Source organism: Modestobacter sp. URMC 112 (assembly GCF_053502575.1).
In genome coordinates, this window is the sequence record NZ_CP199957.1 from 741392 (window position 1) to 761235 (window position 19844).

15 protein-coding genes are annotated in these 19844 nt (G+C 72.8%); 13 read left to right on the top strand and 2 right to left on the bottom strand.

The window, feature by feature from the left end; all coding sequences use genetic code 11:
• Position 1 precedes the first annotated feature (1 nt).
• Genes nuoF through ACWIX6_RS03620 form a run of 11 tightly spaced genes read left to right on the top strand, consistent with a single transcriptional unit; the run spans position 2 to position 14657 of the window.
• A complete protein-coding gene (nuoF, locus tag ACWIX6_RS03570) occupies positions 2 to 1330 on the top strand; it encodes an NADH-quinone oxidoreductase subunit NuoF (RefSeq protein ID WP_448615480.1) in 1329 nt (442 codons plus the stop codon).
• Positions 1327 to 3828: an NADH-quinone oxidoreductase subunit G gene (locus ACWIX6_RS03575; protein ID WP_448615481.1), complete on the top strand. Its 2502-nt coding sequence runs from the start codon at positions 1327 to 1329 to the stop codon at positions 3826 to 3828. Before nuoF ends, ACWIX6_RS03575 begins: the two co-directional genes overlap by 4 nt.
• Complete coding sequence (nuoH, locus tag ACWIX6_RS03580) at positions 3825 to 5300, top strand: NADH-quinone oxidoreductase subunit NuoH (protein ID WP_448615482.1); 1476 nt, start codon at positions 3825 to 3827, stop codon at positions 5298 to 5300. Before ACWIX6_RS03575 ends, nuoH begins: the two co-directional genes overlap by 4 nt.
• A complete protein-coding gene (gene nuoI, locus ACWIX6_RS03585; RefSeq protein ID WP_448615483.1) occupies positions 5293 to 5916 on the top strand; it encodes an NADH-quinone oxidoreductase subunit NuoI in 624 nt (207 codons plus the stop codon). Before nuoH ends, nuoI begins: the two co-directional genes overlap by 8 nt.
• Complete coding sequence (locus tag ACWIX6_RS03590; protein ID WP_448615484.1) at positions 5913 to 6806, top strand: NADH-quinone oxidoreductase subunit J; 894 nt, start codon at positions 5913 to 5915, stop codon at positions 6804 to 6806. The genes nuoI and ACWIX6_RS03590 overlap by 4 nt, the downstream gene beginning before the upstream one ends.
• Before the next feature lie 52 nt (positions 6807 to 6858).
• Positions 6859 to 7158, top strand: coding sequence for an NADH-quinone oxidoreductase subunit NuoK (gene nuoK / locus ACWIX6_RS03595; protein ID WP_448615485.1), 300 nt, complete (start codon positions 6859 to 6861; stop codon positions 7156 to 7158).
• A gap of 21 nt (positions 7159 to 7179) precedes the next feature.
• Positions 7180 to 9093, top strand: a complete 1914-nt coding sequence (gene nuoL, locus ACWIX6_RS03600; RefSeq protein ID WP_448615486.1) for an NADH-quinone oxidoreductase subunit L — start codon at positions 7180 to 7182, stop codon at positions 9091 to 9093.
• A complete protein-coding gene (locus ACWIX6_RS03605) occupies positions 9090 to 10745 on the top strand; it encodes an NADH-quinone oxidoreductase subunit M (RefSeq protein ID WP_448615487.1) in 1656 nt (551 codons plus the stop codon). Before nuoL ends, ACWIX6_RS03605 begins: the two co-directional genes overlap by 4 nt.
• Entirely contained in the window at positions 10745 to 12289 is a 1545-nt protein-coding gene (gene nuoN, locus ACWIX6_RS03610; RefSeq protein ID WP_448615488.1) for an NADH-quinone oxidoreductase subunit NuoN, read from the top strand. The genes ACWIX6_RS03605 and nuoN overlap by 1 nt, the downstream gene beginning before the upstream one ends.
• Before the next feature lie 49 nt (positions 12290 to 12338).
• Positions 12339 to 13406 carry a polyprenyl synthetase family protein gene (locus ACWIX6_RS03615; protein ID WP_448615489.1) on the top strand — a complete coding sequence of 356 codons (1068 nt, stop codon included), beginning with the start codon at positions 12339 to 12341 and terminating at the stop codon, positions 13404 to 13406.
• A 51-nt stretch (positions 13407 to 13457) separates the two neighbouring features.
• Positions 13458 to 14657 (top strand): PQQ-dependent sugar dehydrogenase, encoded by a 1200-nt coding sequence (locus ACWIX6_RS03620; protein WP_448615490.1) that lies wholly within the window; start codon positions 13458 to 13460, stop codon positions 14655 to 14657.
• Between the two features lie 102 nt (positions 14658 to 14759).
• On the opposite strand, the gene ACWIX6_RS03625 is transcribed toward ACWIX6_RS03620, so the two are convergent.
• Both ACWIX6_RS03625 and ACWIX6_RS03630 read right to left on the bottom strand, forming a co-directional pair.
• On the bottom strand, positions 14760 to 15893 hold the full coding sequence (locus ACWIX6_RS03625; protein WP_448615491.1) for a 2-oxoacid:ferredoxin oxidoreductase subunit beta: 1134 nt from the start codon (positions 15891 to 15893) through the stop codon (positions 14760 to 14762).
• Positions 15890 to 17866, bottom strand: a complete 1977-nt coding sequence (locus tag ACWIX6_RS03630) for a 2-oxoacid:acceptor oxidoreductase subunit alpha (RefSeq protein WP_448615492.1) — start codon at positions 17864 to 17866, stop codon at positions 15890 to 15892. Before ACWIX6_RS03630 ends, ACWIX6_RS03625 begins: the two co-directional genes overlap by 4 nt.
• A 158-nt stretch (positions 17867 to 18024) precedes the next feature.
• Here ACWIX6_RS03630 and htpX point away from each other — a divergent pair, with 158 nt between their 5' ends.
• Both htpX and ACWIX6_RS03640 read left to right on the top strand, forming a co-directional pair.
• Entirely contained in the window at positions 18025 to 18900 is an 876-nt protein-coding gene (htpX, locus tag ACWIX6_RS03635) for a zinc metalloprotease HtpX (protein WP_448615493.1), read from the top strand.
• Positions 18901 to 18973: 73 nt separating this feature from the next.
• Positions 18974 to 19843, top strand: coding sequence for a hypothetical protein (locus ACWIX6_RS03640; RefSeq protein WP_448615494.1), 870 nt, complete (start codon positions 18974 to 18976; stop codon positions 19841 to 19843).
• The last annotated feature ends 1 nt before the right edge of the window (position 19844 follow it).

Below are 19844 nucleotides of genomic sequence, written 5' to 3' on the forward strand. Positions count from 1 at the left end.
CGTGCCCCTCACCCCCGTCCTCACCCAGCGCTTCGCCGCCGACCGCTCCTGGACCCTGGAGACCTACGAGCGGCTGGACGGCTACCGCGCGCTGCGCACGGCACTGTCCATGACCCCCGACGAGCTGGTCGGGCTGGTCAAGGACTCCGGCCTGCGCGGCCGCGGCGGCGCCGGCTTCCCCACCGGCCTGAAGTGGAGCTTCATCCCGCAGCCCAAGCCGGGGGAGACGCCGACCGGCCCGGCCGCCGCCCCCAAGTACCTGGTGGTCAACGCCGACGAGGGCGAGCCGGGCACCTGCAAGGACCTGCCGCTGATGATGGCCGACCCGCACTCGCTGGTGGAGGGCGTGGCGATCTCCGCCTACGCCATCCGCTCGCACTTCGCGGTGATCTACGTCCGCGGCGAGGCCGTGCACGCGCACCGCCGGCTGCAGGCCGCGGTCGACGAGGCCTACGCCGCCGGCTACCTGGGCCGGGACGTCCTCGGGTCCGGCTACGACCTGGAGCTGGTCGTGCACGCCGGCGCCGGCGCCTACATCTGCGGGGAGGAGACCGCGCTGCTGGACTCCCTCGAGGGCTACCGCGGGCAGCCGCGGCTCAAGCCGCCGTTCCCCGCGGTCGCCGGTCTCTACGGCGCCCCGACCGTGATCAACAACGTCGAGACGCTGGCCAGCGTCCCGTTCGTGGTCCGCGGCGGGTCGGCGTGGTTCAAGGCGTTCGGGCCGGAGAAGTCGCCCGGCCCGAAGATCTACTCGCTGTCCGGTCGGGTGGTGCGTCCGGGCCAGTACGAGGCGCCGATGGGCACCACGATGCGCGAGCTGCTGGAGATGGCCGGCGGCGTCCGTCCCGGGCACGAGCTGAAGTTCTGGACCCCCGGCGGCTCCTCCACGCCGTACTTCACCGCCGAGCACCTCGACGTCCCGCTCGACTTCGACTCCGTCGCCGCCGCCGGGTCGATGCTCGGCACCACCGCGCTGATGGTCTTCGACGAGACCGACTCCATCGTCGAGGCGACCCTGCGGTTCACCGAGTTCTACGCCCACGAGAGCTGCGGCAAGTGCACCCCCTGCCGCGAGGGCACCTACTGGCTGGTCCAGATCCTGGAACGTCTAGTGGCCGGGCACGGCCGCGCGGCGGACCTGGACCTGCTCACCGACACCTGCGACAACATCCTCGGGCGCTCCTTCTGCGCCCTCGGCGACGGCGCGACCAGCTGCATCGCCAGCTCACTGAAGTATTTCCGGGACGACTACGTCGCCCTGCTCCCGGCCGAGGAGCAGGGACGGCTGGGGCGCTCCCTCCGACTCGAGCCCGTGGGAGCTGCGTCGTGACGACGACCCCGACGACCCCGACGACCCCGGCCGCCCCGGAGCCGGCAGCCGCGCTGCCGCCGGGCGCGCCGGGTCCGCACACCCCGCCCGACGCCGTGCGCTGCACGATCGACGGCTTCGACGTCGCCGTCCCGAAGGGGACGCTGATCATCCGGGCCGCCGAGCAGATCGGCGTGCAGATCCCCCGGTTCTGCGACCACCCCCTGCTCGACCCCATCGGTGCCTGCCGGCAGTGCCTGGTCGAGGTCGAGGGCCAGCGCAAGCCGGTCGCGTCGTGCACCACCCCGGTGAGCCCGGACATGGTGGTGCGGACCCAGCTGACCAGCGAGGTCGCCGACAAGTCGCAGCAGGGCACGATGGAGCTGCTGCTGGTCAACCACCCGCTGGACTGCCCGGTGTGCGACAAGGGCGGCGAGTGCCCGCTGCAGAACCAGGCGATGAGCAACGGCCGCAGCGAGAGCCGCTTCACCGACGTGAAGCGCACCTACCCCAAGCCGCTGCCGATCAGCAGCCAGGTGCTGCTGGACCGCGAGCGGTGCGTGCTGTGCGCCCGGTGCACCCGGTTCAGCCAGCAGGTCGCCGGCGACCCGTTCATCGAGCTGTTCGAGCGCGGCGCCCTGGAGCAGGTGGCCGTCTACGAGGACGAGCCGTTCGAGTCCTACTTCTCCGGCAACACCACCCAGATCTGCCCGGTCGGGGCGCTCACCAGCGCCACCTACCGGTTCCGGGCCCGGCCGTTCGACCTGCGCAGCGAGCCCAGCGTCTGCGAGCACTGCGCCAGCGGCTGTGCCCAGCGCACCGACTACCGCCGCGGCGTCGTCACCCGCCGGCTGGCCGGCGAGGACCCGGCGGTCAACGAGGAGTGGAACTGCGACAAGGGGCGCTACGCCTTCCGGTACGCGGTCTCCAACGAGCGGCTGACCGGCCCGCTGGTCCGGCGCGACGGTGAGCTGCAGCCGGCGTCCTGGCCCGAGGCCTGGGCCGCGGCGGCCGCCGGTCTCACCGCCGCCCGCGCAGCCGGCGGCGTCGGCGTCCTGCCCGGGGGCCGGCTGACCGTCGAGGACGCCTACGCCTACGCCAAGTTCGCCCGGGTGGCGCTGGGCACCAACGACGTGGACGCCCGCGCCCGCGCGCACTCGGGCGAGGAGCTCGCCTTCCTCGCCGCGTCCGTGGCCGGCACCGCCCCCGGCGCCGGCGCGGTGACCTACGACGACCTCTCCGCCGCCCCCACCGTGCTCCTGGTCGGGTTCGAGCCGGAGGAGGAGTCGCCGATCGTCTTCCTGCGGCTGCGCCGGGCGGTCCGCACGGCCGGTCTGCAGGTGCTCGACGTGGCCCCGTACGTCACCCGCTCCGCGGAGAAGCTGAAGGCCACCACCCTGGCCACCCCACCCGGCGGTGAGGCCCGTGCGCTGCGCGCGCTGGCCGAGGACGACGGCTCTACCCACGTGGCGGCCCTCCGCCGTCCGGGCGCGGTGCTCCTGGCCGGCGAGCGGCTGGCCGAGGTCCCCGGCGGGTTCTCCGCGCTGGCCGCGCTCGCCGCGGCCACCGGCGCCCGGATCGGCTGGGTGCCCCGCCGGGCGGGGGAGCGCGGCGCCCTGGAGGCCGGCGCACTGCCCGGGCTGCTGCCCGGCGGCCGCACCGTCACCGACCCGGCCGCCCGTGCGGAGGTGGCGGCGGTCTGGGGCGCGGAGGTGCCCGATACCCCCGGCCGGGACCTCACCGGCATCCTCACCGCGGTCCGCGACGGCGTGCTGGGCGGCCTGCTGGTCGGCGGCGTCGACCCCGGTGACCTGCCCGACCCCGGGCTGGCCGAGGCCGCGCTGGCCGCCGCCGGCTTCGTGGTCAGCCTGGAGCTGTTCCCCAGCGCCGTCACCGCCCGCGCCGACGTGGTGCTGCCGGTCGCCGCCGCGCCGGAGAAGGCCGGCGCCTACCTGGACTGGGAGGGCCGGGTCCGGCCCTTCGACGCCACCCTGCACGGCACCGGGCAGCTGACCGATGCCCGCGTCCTGCACGGCCTGGCCGACGAGATGGGCGTGGCCCTGCGGCTGCCCACCGTCCCCGCGGCCCGGGACGAGCTCATCACCCTCGGTGGCGCCGCGCAGGCGGCCACCCCCCGCGGGCTGACCGTGCGTCCCGCGCCGGTCCCCGTCCTCACCGGCGACGAGACCGGCGAGGAGGCGCTGCTGGCCTCCTGGCGGCAGCTGCTGGACGTGGGCACGCTGCAGCGCGAGGAGCCGGCCCTGGCCGGGACCGCCCGCCCGCCGGCCGCGCGGCTGGGCAAGGAGGCCGCGCTCCGGCTCGGCCTGGCCGACGGCGACCCGCTCACCGTCTCCGGCCCGGCCGGGTCGGTGACCCTGCCGGTCCGGGTGGTCGAGATGCCCGACCGCGTGGTGTGGCTGCCGATGCGCTCCCCGGGCTGCTCGGTGCGCACCGACCTCGGCGCCGGCCCCGGCTCCGTCGTCCGCATCTCCGTCCCCCGTCCCGGAGGTGCCGCATGACCGGCGTTCTCGCCGCAGCAGACCAGCCGACGCTCGAGGACTTCGGTTCCGACGTCTGGTGGATCGTGCTCATCAAGATCGTCGGCGTCTTCGGCATCCTGGTGCTGATGACGCTCTTCGCGATCGTCTTCGAGCGCAAGGTCGTCTCGCGCATGCAGCAGCGGATCGGCCCCAACCGGGTCGGCCCCCGCGGCTACCTGCAGAGCCTCGCCGACGGCCTGAAGCTGGCCTTCAAAGAGGACATCATGCCGACGCTGGCCGACCGGCCGGTGTACTTCCTGGCCCCGGTGATCGCCACCATCCCGGCCTTCCTGGCCTTCTCGGTGATCCCGCTGGGCCCCACGGTCAGCATCTTCGGCGAGCGCACCCCGCTGCAGCTCACCGATGCGCCGATCGGGGTGCTCATCGTGCTGGCCTGCTCGGCGATGGGCGTCTACGGCATCGTGCTGGGCGGCTGGGCGTCGGGCTCCACCTACCCGCTGCTCGGCTCGCTGCGCAGCGCGGCCCAGATGGTCAGCTACGAGATCGCCATGGGGCTGTCCATCGTGGCGGTCTTCCTCTACGCCGGCTCGATGTCCACCTCCGAGATCGTCGCCGCCCAGGCCGACGGCACCCGGCTGAGCGTCTTCGGCTTCGAGGTCACCGGCCCCAGCTGGTACGCCCTGCTGCTGCCGGTCTCCTTCGTCATCTACGTGATCGCCGTGGTCGGCGAGACCAACCGGGCGCCGTTCGACCTGCCCGAGGCCGAGAGCGAGCTCGTCGGCGGGTTCCACACCGAGTACTCGTCGCTGAAGTTCGCGCTGTTCTTCCTCGCCGAGTACATCAACATCGTCACCGTCTCGGCGCTGGCCGCCACGCTGTTCCTCGGCGGCTGGCGGGCACCGTGGCCGATCTCCATCTGGGACGGCGCCAACACCGGCTGGTGGCCACTGCTGTGGTTCCTGGCCAAGGTCGTGGTGGCCCTGTTCGTCTTCGTGTGGCTGCGCGGGACCCTGCCCCGGCTGCGCTACGACCAGTTCATGCGCTTCGGCTGGAAGGTCCTGGTGCCGACCGCGCTCCTCTGGATCCTGGTGGTCGCCACCATGCGCACCGTCTCCCGGGAGGCCGACCTGGACGGCGGCGAGGTCGCACTGTTCGTCGGCGTCCCGATCGCGCTGCTGGTCCTCGCCGGACTGCTCATCGCGTCCCGGGCCAGCAACCGCTCCACCCGGCTGGCCGCGGCCAACGCGGCCGCCGGCTCCATCCGGCCGACCGAGCCCGAACCGGAGGTCCTCCCGGCCGCCGGTCCCCGGCACCGGCCGGCCACCCGCACCGGCCCCGAGCGGGCCGAGGGCGGGTACCCGATCCCGCCGATGGACCTCAAGGTCCCGCCCTCGCCCCGGCTGCGCCGCGAGACGGTCGTGGCCGGCGGCGTCGTCGGCAGCGGACGCCGCAGCTCCGGCAGCACACCCCAGGAGGACGGCGATGTCTGAGCAGACCCCCGCCCGGCGCGGCGGCGCGGAGGTCGCGCGCCCCGCCGAGACCGGCGCACCCCCGGCCAAGCGGGCCAGCTGGCTGCCCGGCCCGGCGCAGGGCTTCGGCGTCACCTTCGCCACGATGTTCAAGAAGGTGACGACCGAGGAGTACCCCGAGGTCCCCAAGGTCACCAAGCCCCGCTACCACGGCCGGCACGTGCTCAACCGGCACCCCGACGGCCTGGAGAAGTGCGTGGGCTGCGAGTTGTGTGCCTGGGCCTGCCCGGCCGACGCCATCTACGTCGAGGGCGGGGACAACACCGAGGACGCGCGCTTCTCCCCGGGGGAGCGGTACGGCGCGGTGTACCAGATCAACTACCTGCGCTGCATCTTCTGCGGCCTGTGCATCGAGGCCTGCCCGACCCGCTCGCTGACGATGAGCAACGACTTCGAGCTGGCCGACGACAACCGGCAGGACCTCATCTTCACCAAGGAGCAGCTGATGGCCCCGCTGCTGCCGGGCATGGAGGCCCCGCCGCACCCGATGCGGCTGGGCTCGGACGAGAAGGACTACTACGTGCGCGACCCGCGTGCCGGGTCCCCGGCGGAGCCGGTCACCGAGGAGCGGGCATGACGGTGCTGGCCGCCGCGGCGGACACCGAGGTGGTGATCGGCACCGGGGAGGCCGTCGTCTTCTGGGTGCTGGGGCCGATCGCGCTGGCCGGGGCGCTGGGCATGGTGCTGTCCCGCAACGCCGTCCACTCCGCGCTGTGGCTGGTCAACACCATGCTGGCGCTGGGCGTGTTCTACGTCGTCCAGGAGGCGCCGTTCCTCGGCGCGGTGCAGATCATCGTCTACACCGGCGCGATCATGATCCTGTTCCTGTTCGTGCTGATGATGGTCGGCCGGGACAGTTCGGACTCCGTGGTGGAGACCCTGCGCGGGCAGCGGGTGGCCGGCATCGTGCTCGGCATCGGCTTCGCCGGGCTGGTCGGTGCCGGCATCGCGCGTGCGGCCGAGGGCACCGTGGTGCGCGGGCTGGCCGACGTGCAGGGCGGTGCCGGCGGCGCGGCCGACGGCAACATCGACGCGATCGCCGAGCTGCTGTTCACCCGGTACCTGCTCGCCTTCGAGGTCACCAGCGCACTGCTGATCACCGCGGCCGTGGGTGCCATGGTGCTCGCGCACACCGAACGCGAGCCCGGCACCCGGCAGACCCAGAAGGAGCTGTCCCGGGCCCGGTTCCTCACCAGCGAGCAGCCGCAGACCCTCCCCGGTCCCGGCGTCTACGCGCGGGCGAACTCCATCGCCGCGCCCGGCCGGCTGCCCGACGGCTCGCCGGCCCCGGCCAGCTTCAGCACCGGGGTCGAGCCGCAGGTCGTCGACGAGCTCCCGCACACCGGCAGCGTCGGCGCCGAGCGGGCCGGGCTGCGGCACAGCGGCGGCACCGACGCGGCGCTGGGCGCCATCGGCGGCGGGACCACCGGTCCGACGCCCGGCAGTGGAGAGGGCCCCCCGCGGTGAGGCACCCCGGAGCAACGCGCAACCGTCCCGTCCCTGCCCCGGAGGCCGGTCGATGAGCATCGCGAACTACCTGGTGCTGGCCGCGGTGCTGTTCACCATCGGCGCCGTCGGCGTGCTGGTGCGGCGCAACGCGATCGTCGTCTTCATGTGCGTCGAGCTGATGCTCAACTCGGTGAACCTCACCCTGGTCACCTTCGCGCGCACCACCGGCACCATCGACGGCCAGCTCATCGCGTTCTTCGTGATGGTCGTGGCGGCCGCCGAGGTGGTCGTCGGCCTGGCCATCATCATGTCGATCTACCGGACCCGGCGCTCGACGTCCGTCGACGACGCCAACCTGCTGAAGTACTGAGCGAGACGGGGACACCGCGCTGTGACCGGGTCTGAGACGCTGCCCGCCGACGGGTTGCTGGCCGCCTCCTGGCTGCTCATCGCACTGCCGCTGGCCGGCGCCGCGGTGCTGCTGCTGGGCGGGCGGCGCACCGACCGCTGGGGGCACCTGCTGGGCACCGCGACCGTGGTCGCGGCCTTCGTGCTGGGCCTGCTGTGCACGCTGCAGCTGACCGGCACGGAGGGGCGGTCGGTCCAGGTCGACCTCTTCACCTTCATGCAGACCGGCACGCTCGACGTCAGCGCCGGGCTGCTGTTCGACCCGCTGTCGGCGATGTTCGTGCTGCTGATCACCGGGGTCGGCGCGCTGATCCACGTGTACTCGATCGGCTACATGGAGCACGACCACGCCCGCCGCCGGTTCTTCGCCTACCTGAACCTCTTCGTCGCCGCCATGCTGCTGCTCGTCCTCGGGGACAGCTACGTGGCGCTCTACGTCGGCTGGGAGGGCGTCGGCCTGGCGTCCTACCTGCTGATCGCCTTCTGGTACCAGCGGCCCACCGCCGCCACGGCGGCCAAGAAGGCCTTCATCATGAACCGGGTCGGCGACGTCGGCCTGGCCCTCGCGGTCTTCATCATGTTCGCCCAGCTGGGGACGACGGACTACGCCGGCGTGCACGGCTCGGTCGGGCTGCTGGCCGGGGGCACCGTCACCGCACTGGGCCTGCTGCTGCTCCTGGGGGCGTGCGGCAAGTCCGGCCAGTTTCCGCTGCAGGCCTGGCTGCCCGACGCCATGGAGGGCCCCACCCCGGTGTCGGCGCTGATCCACGCCGCGACGATGGTCACCGCCGGGGTGTACCTGATCGCCCGCAGCGCCCCCATCTACGACGCCACCCCGACCGCGCGCAACGTCGTGCTCGCCGTCGGGGCGCTCACCCTGCTCATCGGGGCGGTCGTCGGCTGCGCCCAGGACGACATCAAGAAGGTGCTGGCCTACTCCACGGTCAGCCAGATCGGCTACATGTTCCTGGCCGTCGGGCTCGGACCGGCCGGCTACGTCGCGGGCCTGGCGCACCTGCTCACCCACGGCTTCTTCAAGGCGGGGCTGTTCCTCGGCGCCGGGTCGGTGATGCACGGCATGGGCGACGAGACCGACATGCGCCGGTTCGGCGCACTCGCCGGGAAGATGAAGGTCACCTTCGTGACCTTCGGGCTGGGCTACCTGGCCCTGATCGGCTTCCCGTTCCTGTCCGGCTTCTACACCAAGGACGCGATCATCGAGGCCGCGCTCGACCGGCACGACACCGCCGGGTACGTGCTCGCCGGGGTGGCCGTGCTCGGTGCCGGGCTGACTGCGTTCTACATGACCCGGCTGATGCTGATGACCTTCTTCGGCCGCGCCCGCTGGGCCGAGGGGGTGCATCCGCACGAGTCGCCACCGGTGATGACCGTGCCGATGGTCGTGCTGGCCGTGGGGTCGGTGTTCGCCGGGCTGCTGCTGGTGGTGGTCTTCCCGCTGGAGTCGTGGCTGGCGCCGGTGTTCGGCGAGCCGGAGGCCGCCGAGCACGTGATCGCACCGTGGACGGTCGGGCTGGTCGTGACCCTGGTGATGTTCGCCGGCGTGGCGGTGGCGTGGCTGTTCGTCGGCCGCCGCGAGGTGCCGGTGACCGCGCCGGCCCGGGTCTCCCCGGTGGTGCGCGCCGCCCGCCGGGCGCTCTACGCCGACACGGTGAACGAGTCCCTGTTCATGCGCCCCGGGATGTGGCTGACCCGGGCTCTGGTGTTCGTCGACAACCGAGGGGTGGACGGCGTGGTCAACGGGACAGCCGCGGCGCTGGGCGGCTCGTCGTCCCGGCTGGGCCGCGCGCAGACCGGGTTCGTGCGCAGCTACGCGCTGGGCATGCTGGGCGGCGCGGTGCTGGTCGCCGGGGCACTGGTGGCGGTGACCGCAGGATGAGCGACCTCCCCTGGCTGCTGGCCATGATCGCCGTGCCCGCGCTCGGCAGCGCCGCCGTCGCGGCGCTGCCCCGCGGGCGGGACCTGCTGGCCAAGCAGCTCGCGCTCGGGATCAGCCTCGTCGTGCTGGTGCTGGCGGTGCTCGCCACCGTCGCCTTCGACACCGCCGGGCCGCGGTTCCAGCTGACCACGTCGGTGCCGTGGATCCCCGACTTCGGCGTCGACTTCGCCCTGGGCGTCGACGGCATCGCGCTGTCCATGCTGCTGCTCATCGGGCTGCTCGTGCCGGTGGTCCTGCTCGCCTCGTGGAAGGACACCGCCCCGGCCCGCCGGTCGATGCGGACCTACGTGGCCTGGCTGCTGCTGCTCGAGGCGATGATGGTCGGCGTCTTCGCCGCGACTGACGTCTTCCTGTTCTACGTCTTCTTCGAGGCGATGCTCGTCCCGATGTACTTCCTGATCGGCAGCTTCGGCGGACCGCGCCGGCAGTACGCGGCGATGAAGTTCTTCCTCTACAGCCTGGTCGGCGGCTTGGTCATGCTGGCGTCGGTCATCGGGCTGTACGTGGTCAGCAGCTCGCAGCTGGGCGAGGGCACCTTCGCCTTCGACGCGCTGCGCCAGCTGGACATCGACCCGGGCGTGCAGAAGCTGCTCTTCGCCGGCTTCTTCCTCGCCTTCGCCATCAAGGCCCCGCTGGTGCCCTTCCACACCTGGCTGCCCGACTCCGGCGCCGAGGCCCCCATCGGCGGCGCGGTGCTGCTGGTCGGGGTCCTGGACAAGGTGGGCACGTTCGGCTTCCTGCGGTACTGCCTGCCGCTGTTCCCCGACGCCTCCCGCGAGCTCGCGCCGTACGTGCTCGTGCTGGCCGTCGCCGGGATCCTCTACGCCGCGCTGCTGGCGATGGGGCAGAGCGACATGAAGCGGCTGGTGTCCTACACCTCGATCGCCCACTTCGGCTTCATCGCGCTCGGCATCTTCGCCTTCACCACCGAGGCGACCACCGGCGCGGTGCTGTACATGGTCAACCACGGGATCGCGACCGGCCTGCTGTTCCTGGTGGTCGGCATGCTCATCGCCCGCGGTGGCTCGCGGCAGGTCCGCGACTACGGCGGTCTGGCGGCCAAGGCGCCGGTGCTGGCCGGGGTGTTCCTGCTCGCCGGGCTCGCCTCGCTGGCGCTGCCGGGGACCAACAGCTTCGTCAGCGAGTTCCTCGTGCTGATCGGCTCGTTCCCGACCCGGCCGGTGTTCACGGTCCTGGCGACCCTGGGCATCGTGCTGGCCGCGCTGTACATCCTGCTGATGTACCAGCGCACCATGCACGGCCCGGCGCGCGGCGTGCTGCTCGAGGACGACGGCACCCCGCCCGCCGACCCCCCGGCTCCCGCCGCGGGCTCCGGCGGGGCGACCGCCACCGCCGTGCTGGACGCCCCGGCAGCGGCGACCCGGACCCTGCGGGTGCGCGACCTCGACCGTCGCGAGCTGGCCGTGGTCGCCCCGCTGGTCGCGCTGATCCTGGTGCTCGGCGTGTACCCGCAGCCACTGATCGACCTGGTCACCCCGGCCGTCGAGGCCACGATGGACGACGTCGGTGCCGACCCGGGCGGGACGACGCCGTCCGCCGGTGAGCCCACGACCGAAGGGGAGCAGAACTGATGGGTGCCATCCAGGCCCCCGACCTCTCGCTGGCGGCGCTGACCCCGCTGCTGTTCGTCTTCGGCGCGGCCGCGGTCGGCGTGCTGGTCGAGGCCTTCGCCCCGCGGGCCCGGCGGCACCCGGTCCAGGTCGCCATCGCGCTGGTCGGCACGGTGGGCGCCTTCGTGTCCACGGTGCTGCTGGCCGGCACGCGCGACGTCACCGCCGGGGAGGCGCTCGCCGTCGACGGCGCCGCACTGTTCCTGCAGGCCACCATCGCCGCGCTGGGTGCGCTGTCGGTGCTGCTGTTCGCCGAGCGGTCGCTGGACCCGGCCCGGTCGGCGTTCGTCGCCTCCGCCGCGGTGCCGGCCGGCAGCGCCCGGGACGCGGAGCTGGCGTCCTCGGAGCAGGTGCAGACGGAGATCTACCCGCTGGCGTCCTTCGCCGTCGCCGGGATGATGCTGTTCACCGCGGCCAACGACCTGCTGGTCATGTTCATCGCGCTCGAGGTGCTGAGCCTGCCGCTGTACCTCATGTCGGGCATGGCCCGGCGCCGCCGCCTCCTGTCCCAGGAGGCCGCGGTCAAGTACTTCCTGCTCGGTGCCTTCGCCTCGGCCTTCTTCCTGTACGGCCTGGCGCTGGTCTACGGCGCGACCGGCCGCATCGGGCTGGCCGACATCCGCCAGGCCGCCGGCGGCCCGGGCACCGACGTGCTGCTCACCCTGGGGCTCGGCCTGCTCGTCGTGGGGCTGATGTTCAAGGCCAGCGTCGCGCCGTTCCACACCTGGACGCCGGACGTCTACCAGGGCGCGCCTACCCCGGTCACCGCCTTCATGGCCGCGGCCACCAAGGTCGCCGCCTTCGGCGCGATCCTGCGGCTGCTCTACGTCGCCTTCGGCACCGCCGACTGGACGTGGCGGCCGCTGGTCTACGGCCTGGCGATCGTCTCGATGGTGGTCGGGGCGGTGCTGGGGCTCACCCAGACCGACGTCAAGCGGATGCTCGCCTACTCCTCGATCGCGCACGCCGGGTTCCTGCTCACCGGCGTCATCGGGCTGGGCCCCGGCGGCACCGGGTCCGGCCTGGCCGCGACGATGTTCTACCTGCTGGCCTACGGGCTCACCACCCTCGGGGTCTTCGCCGTCGTCACGCTGGTCCGGGACGGCGACGGCGAGGCCACCCACCTGTCCCAGTGGGCCGGTCTGGCCCAGCGGTCACCGCTGACCGCGGCGCTGATGACCTTCTTCCTGCTCGCCCTGGCCGGGATCCCGCTCACCAGCGGCTTCACCGGGAAGTTCGCCGTCTTCCGGGCCGCCATCGAGGTGGGGGCCTGGCCGCTGGCGGTGGTGGCGTTGCTGGCGAGTGCGATCGCGGCCTTCTTCTACCTGCGGATCGTCGTGCTCATGTACTTCTCCGACGCCGTCCCGGACGGCCCCACCGTCGGCGTCCCCGGACTGCCGACGACGACGGTCCTCGCGGTCACCGCCGCGGCCACGCTGGTGCTTGGCGTCGTGCCCGGAGCGGTGCTGTCGCTGGCCGAGTCGGCCGCGGTGCTGGTGGGGTGAGCGGCCCGGTGCTCCGGCCGGCGGTCTCGACGGCTATCTTCCACGGTTGATGACCGGAGCCGGCACCACCAGCGCACGGGGCGGCGGCGGGAGCGACACCCAGCTGTGGCACCGGCCGTCCACCCCTGCCTCGACGATCGGACCCTGGCTGCCCGACGGCGACCTCGGGGAGGCCCTCGCCGACGGCCTCGCCCGGGTCGAGGACGCCCTGACGTCCTCGGTGACCAGCGAGCACCCGTTCGTCAGCGAAGCCGCCGGGCACCTGATGGCCGCCGGCGGCAAGCGGTTCCGCCCGATGCTGGCGCTGCTCGCCGCGCAGCTCGGCGACCCGACGGCGCCCGGGGTGGTCGAGGCGGCGGTGGTCTGCGAGCTGACCCATCTGGCCACCCTGTACCACGACGACGTCATGGACGAGGCCGCCGTGCGCCGCGGCGCACCCAGCGCCAACAGCCGGTGGGGCAACAGCGTCGCCATCCTCACCGGTGACTTCCTCTTCGCCCGGGCGTCCGACCTGCTCGCCGACCTGGGTCCCGAGGCGGTGCGCGTGCAGGCCCGCACCTTCGAGCGGCTGGTCACCGGCCAGCTGCGGGAGACCGTCGGGGCCGCCCCCGGCGAGGACGCCGTCGCGCACTACCTCGGCGTCCTGGCCGACAAGACCGGGTCGCTGGTGGCCACGTCGGCGCGGTTCGGGGCCTCCTTCGCCGGTGTGGCGCCGGACCTGGTGCTGGCGCTCACCGCCTTCGGGGAGGAGGTCGGTGTCGCCTTCCAGCTCTCCGACGACCTGCTCGACATCGTCAGCGAGGGCGGTGCCTCCGGGAAGTCGCCGGGCACCGACCTCCGGGAGGGCATCGCCACCCTCCCCGCGCTGTTCGCTCTCGCCGGCGGCGACCCCGCCGAGGCCCGGCTGCGGGAGCTGGTGGGGCGTCCCGTGGTGGACGACGTGGAACACGCCGAGGCCCTGCAGCTGCTGCGCTCCTCGGCGTCCCTGGCCCGGGCGACCCAGGTCCTGGAGGAGTACGCCGACCGGGCCCGCGCCCGGCTGGACGGCGTCCCCGACGGCCCGGTGCGCGAGGCGCTGTCCGGGCTGTGCACCTACGTGGTGACCCGCACCAGCTGAGGAAGGACCGCCATGCCCCCCGCCGCTCGCAAGCTCGCAGCGGGACCCTGCATGGCTGCTGGGCTCCTCGTGGCTGCCCTGGCCGGCTGCAGTGTGACTCCCGGGGCGCAGGGGGAGACGGCGGCCGCGGAAGTGCCCGACGACGCCTCGCCCAGCCCGGCGCCCGGGGCGCCGGCGTTGCAGGTCGAGGTGCTCGCCGACGGCCTGGACCACCCCTGGGACGTCGCCCGGGCACCGGACGGCACCCTGCTGCTGGACGAGCGGGCGGGCGGGTTCACCGCCGTGCGGCCCGACGGCTCCGTGCAGCAGGTCGACGCCGACTTCGATGACCTGTTCGCCGAGGGCGAGACCGGCCTGATGGGGCTGGTGCTGGACCCGGACTTCGCCGGCAACCGGCGCTTCCACACCTGCCAGGGCGTCGACGACGGTGCCCGCGACGGGGGACCGGCCATCGAGGTGATCACCTGGACGGTCGACCCGCAGTGGCGGTCGGCCACCCGGGTCGCCGACCCGCTGCTGGGGGAGATCCCGGTCAACAGGTCCACCGGCCGGCACGGCGGGTGCCGGCTGCGCTTCGACCCCACCGGCGCCCTCCTGGTCGGGACCGGTGACAACGCAGTCGGCAGCAACCCGCAGGACCTCGGCACGCTGGCCGGCAAGGTGCTGCGGATCGACCCGGACACCGGCGGGCCGGCCGACGGCAACCCCTTCGCTGACGACGACGACCCGCTCACCCAGCGGGTGCTCAGCTACGGGCACCGGAACGTGCAGGGCATCGCCGTCCGGCCCGGGACCGGCGAGGTCTACACCGCCGAGCAGGGCACCTGGCGGGACGACCAGGTCGACCGCTCGGTCCCCGGCGGCAACTACGGCTACGACCCGGACGGGGACGGCGACGACTACGACGAGTCGGTCCCGATGACCGACCTCGACATCCCCGGCGTCGTCCGCGAGGTGTGGAGCTCCGGCGACCCCACGATCGCCACCTCCGGGCTGACGTTCCTGCAGGGCTCCGCGTGGGGTGGCTACGAGGGACTGCTGCTCGTGGGGGTGCAGAAGGACACCGGCGTCCTCGCGCTCCGGCTCGACGAGGCCGGCGCCCTGGTCGAGCAGTTCCGGCTGCCCGAGCTGGAGGACCGCTACGGGCGGATCCGCACGCCACAGGCCGGTGAGGACGGCGTCCTGTACGTCACCACCGACAACGGCGACGACGAGGACCAGCTGCTCCGGGTCACGCCGAGCACACCGTGATCCGGACCGAGGACGTCGCCTGGGTTAGAGCCGGTGCCCGATGTTTCTGGTACCGGAAGCGCCCCGGTGCTTTCGGTACCGAAAGCGCGTAGCAGTCCGGCCTCAGGCGGTGACGGTCCAGTTGTCGGTGCCGGCGAGGAGGGTGTCGAGGTCGGCGGGGTGGTGGGTGCGGGCGTCGTGGAGTTGGTCGGCCATCATCTGGTCGTAGACGGGTTTGTCGACCGAGCGGAAGACGCCCATGGGGGTGTAGCGGAGGTCTTGGGAGGAGAGTCGGGACAGGGCGAAGGCGTAGGAGGGGTCGGTGCGGTGGGCGTCGTGGACGACGATGTCGGCTGGCTGGACCTGGTTGGTCTCGGCGATGCGGAGGCCACCGAAGTCGTCGCGGACGACGCAGGAGGCGCCGTCGGGGCCGAACACCAGCGGCTGGCCATGCTGGAGGGGGATGGTCCACATGGGGCCGGTGGCCGGGTCTTTGAGGAGTTCGAAGGCGCCGTCGTTGAAGATGTTGCAGTTCTGGTAGATCTCCACCAGGGAGGTGCCCGGGTGGGCGGCGGCCTGGCGGAGCACGTCGGTCAACCCGGCCCGGTCGGAGTCCATCGCCCGGCCGACGAAGGTCGCATCAGCCCCGAGGGCGAGGGAGACGGGGTTGAAGGGGTGGTCCAGGGAGCCCATCGGGGTGGACTTGGTGACCTTCCCGACCTCGGACGTGGGTGAGTACTGGCCCTTGGTCAGCCCGTAGATCCGGTTGTTGAACAACAGGATCGTCAGGTTCACGTTGCGCCGCAGGGTGTGGATCAGGTGGTTGCCGCCGATGGACAGCGCGTCCCCGTCGCCGGTGACCACCCACACGCTCAGGTCGGGGCGGGAGGCGGCCAGGCCGGTGGCGATCGCCGGGGCCCGGCCGTGGATGGAGTGCATGCCGTAGGTGTTCATGTAGTACGGGAACCGCGACGAGCAGCCGATCCCGGACACGATGACCATGTCCTCCCGGGCGATCCCCAGCGAGGGCAGGAAGGACTGCACGGCGTTGAGGATCACGTAGTCCCCGCAGCCGGGGCACCAGCGCACCTCCTGGTCGGTCTTGAAGTCGCGGGCCTTGAGCGCGGCCTGCTTGTCCCCACCCAGTGCCACGGACTCGGCGACCGCGGCGGAGATCGGGTTGCCGGGCATCCCCAGGTCGTGCACCTGCCCGCCGGTGGCGTGGATGTGGGCGGAGGTGGATTCGAGCGCGGTCACAGTGTGGCTCCCGTGGTTGCGGGGTGGTCGGAGCTGGTGTCGTCGGTGGGCAGGGTGCCGGTGGTGCCGTCGATGACGTCCTGGACGACGGCGGCCAGTTCGGCGGCGCGGAAGGGCAGCCCGCGGACCTGGGTGTGCGACGTGATGTCGATGAGGTACTTGGCGCGCAGCACCATGGCCAGCTGCCCGAGGTTCATCTCCGGGCACACCACCCGCTCATACCCGGCCAGGATGTCCCCGAGGTCGGCGGGCAGGGGGTTGAGGTGGCGCAGGTGGACCTGGGCCACGGGCCGGCCCGAGGCCCGGATCCGCCGGCACGCCGCCCCGATCGGCCCGTAGGTGGAGCCCCAGCCGATCACGGCGACGGTCGCGTCGCCGTCGGGGTCGTCGACCTCGGTCGCCGGCAGCGAGGCGGCGATGCCGTCGATCTTGGCCTGGCGGGTGCGGACCATGAAGTCGTGGTTGGCCGGGTCGTAGGAGATGTTCCCGGTCCGGTCGGCCTTCTCCAGCCCCCCGATCCGGTGCTGCAACCCCGCGGTGCCGGGCACCGCCCACGCCCGCGCCAACGTGTCCGGGTCCCGGGCATAGGGGAGGAACTGCCCGTCCTCACCGTTGGGGGTGGTGGCGAACCGCACCCCGGTCGACAGGTCGGGCAGGGAGTCCTCGGTCGGCACCGCCCACGGTTCGGCGCCGTTGGCCAGATACCCATCCGACAGCAGGATCACCGGGGTGCGGTAGGTCAACGCGATCCGGGCGGCCTCCAGCGCGGCGTCGAAACAGTCCCCCGGCGAGCGGGGGGCGATCACCGGCACCGGCGCCTCCCCGTTGCGCCCGTACAGGGCCTGGAGCAGGTCGGACTGCTCGGTCTTGGTCGGCAGCCCGGTGGAGGGCCCGCCGCGCTGCACGTCCACGATCACCAGCGGCAGCTCGGTCATCACCGCCAGCCCGATCGTCTCCGCCTTCAACGCCACCCCCGGCCCGCTGGTGGTGGTGACCCCCAGCGCACCCCCGAAGCTCGCACCCAGGGCGGCGCCGATGCCGGCGATCTCGTCCTCGGCCTGGAACGTGCGCACCCCGAACGCCTTGTGCCGGCTCAACTCGTGCAACACATCGCTGGCCGGGGTGATCGGGTACGCGCCCAGGAACACCGGCAGCCCCGACCGCCGGCCCGCGGCGACGATGCCCAACGCCAGCGCCTGGTTGCCCGAGATCTGCCGGTAGACCCCCGGCGCCATCGGCGCGGGCTTGATCTCATAGGAGACCGCGAACGCCTCGGTGGTCTCCCCGTAGTTGAACCCGGCCCGGAACGCGGCGATGTTGGCCGCGGCGATCTGCGGCTTACGCCGGAACTGCCGCTCCAGGAACCGCACCGTGCCCTCGGTCGGCCGGTGGTACATCCAGGACAACAGGCCCAGGGTGAACATGTTCTTCGACCGCTCGGCCTCCTTCTTCCCCAACCCCGACCCGGCCAACGCCTGCGTCGTCATGCTCGTCAACGGCACGCTGACCAGCTGCCACCGGTCCAGCGACCCGTCCTCCAACGGGTTGGACGCGTAGCCGACCTTGGCCAGGTTCCGCGGCGTGAACTCATCCGCGTCGGCGATCAACAACCCACCACCAGGCAGATCCGGCAGGTTCGCCTTCAACGCCGCCGGGTTCATCACCACCAACACGTCCGGCGCATCCCCCGGGGTCATGATGTCGTGATCAGCGAAGTGCAACTGGAAACTCGAGACACCCGGCAGCGTCCCCGTCGGCGCCCGGATCTCCGCCGGGAAGTTCGGCAACGTCGACAAGTCGTTCCCGAACGACGCCGTCTCCGACGTGAACCGCCCACCGGTCAGCTGCATCCCATCACCGGAGTCACCCGCCAACCGGATCACCACCCGATCCAGCGCCACCACACTCTTCACCAACCCACCCGGGGCAGAGAGCGGAGCATCGACGGGGGCTGCGGAGCTGGTCTCGGTCATGTGTCTGGTACCTCCGGCGTGCCAGGTTACGTGCGTGTTGCCGGGCCCGGACCGGTCTGCTGCGCATGGTGTGGCAGGCCACAGGCGCCGACGTGCCCGTGGCCCGGCCACCGGTCCGGCCGGGGGAACGGGGATCTCGGGACGGGCGTTGAGCGGGCGTGCACCGCTGGACCAACGGCCTGAAGACCGCACTGCTGCTCGGCCTGATGGGCGGGCTCATCCTGGCCGTCGGTGCGGCGCTCGGCGGCCGCGGGGGTCTGCTCGTCGCGCTCGTCGTCGCGCTGGGGGTCAACGGGTACGCCTACGTCAACTCGGACAAGCTCGCACTGCGGGCCATGCATGCCTTCCCGATCACCGAGACGCAGGCGCCGCAGCTGTACGCCATGGTGCGGGAGCTGGCGACCGAGGCCCGCCAGCCGATGCCCCGGCTGTACGTCAGCCCCACCGACCAGCCCAACGCCTTCGCCACGGGGCGCAACCCACGCAACGCCGCGGTGTGCTGCACCCAGGGGATCCTGGAGCTGCTGGACCGGCGGGAGCTGCGGGGCGTGCTCGCCCACGAGCTCTCCCACGTCTACAACCGGGACATCCTGATCAGCTCGGTGGCCGGGGCCATGGCCACCGTCGTCACCTACCTGGCGCACATGGCGATGTTCGCCTCGCTGTTCGGCGGCCGGTCCGACGACCGCGGCGGCGGCAACGCGCTGGGCGGACTGCTGCTGCTGTTCCTGGGCCCGCTGGCCGCAGGCCTGGTCCAGATGGCCGTGAGCCGCAGCCGCGAGTACCAGGCCGATGCCTCCGGAGCGCAGTTGTCGCAGGACCCGCTCGCGCTGGCCAGTGCGCTGCACAAGCTGGAACGGGGCGTGGCCGCCCGGCCGCTGCCGCAGGACGACCGGCTGGTGACCCAGAGCCACCTCATGATCGCCAACCCGTTCCGTGGACAGGGCATGGCCTCCATGTTCGCCACCCACCCGCCGATGCCCGAGCGCATCGCGCGGCTGCAGCAGCTGGCGAGGGAGATGGGCCAGCACTGAGCCGGCTGGACGGCGGGGGCGGGATGCAGGGCGGTGGCCTGTAGATCGCCGTCCACTCGCCGATGTACCCCAGGTGACCCACGCAACGGCGGCCCTGCGGCCCCGGACGGACCGGCGGCGCGGTCGCGCCGTCGCCCTCCTCGCGCTCGTCACGTCGGTGCTCGCCGCTTCGCTGCTGCTCCCGGCGACGGCCGCGCACGCCTGGGTGGACAAGAGCGGGGTGCGCACGGTGACGTCGCAGACGGCTCCGCTGGCACCGGGTGAGTCGGCGTGGGTGGCGGTCGTGTGGACGGCGGACCAGACGGTCACCGACTGGTCGACGACGGTGACCGCGCCGGCCGGGGTGGCGGTGACCTACCCGACCACGCGCGGCGGCGCGGACACCTCGCTGTACGGCTCGGCGACCCTGGTCGGCACGACGCGGGACTTCACCGCCTTCAAGCTCGCCGTGCCCCACGGTCAGGGCGCGAGCTTCCCGGTCACGGTCACCACCACCTACACGCTGTGCGGTGACAACGGGCAGTGCAAGAACCAGGGGGACGGCAACGACGACCGGACCGGCACCACGTCGGCGACCGTGCTCGTCCCCGTGGAGCCCGCGGTGGGCGCTCCCTTCACCCAGGACACGACGCAGGTCGCGATCGCCGGGAGCAGCGACACCTTCCAGCAGATCGGGTTCACCGGAGGGCGGACCGACCTCGCGGACTTCGCCGTCCGGGTCGGCGCGCTGCCGGCGGGCCTGCAGGTGGCCTACGCCGGAGACGGGCCCGCCAGCAGGCTCAACGGCGGCAGCAGCCTGCTGGGCCGGCACGCCGACCACGTCGGGATCCGCTTCGTGGCCACCGACCTACCCCCAGGCAGGTACACCATCCCGCTCACCATCAGCTACACCGCCGCGGCGCCCGTCACGACGAACGGGACGGTGACCCTCGTTGTCTCCTGAC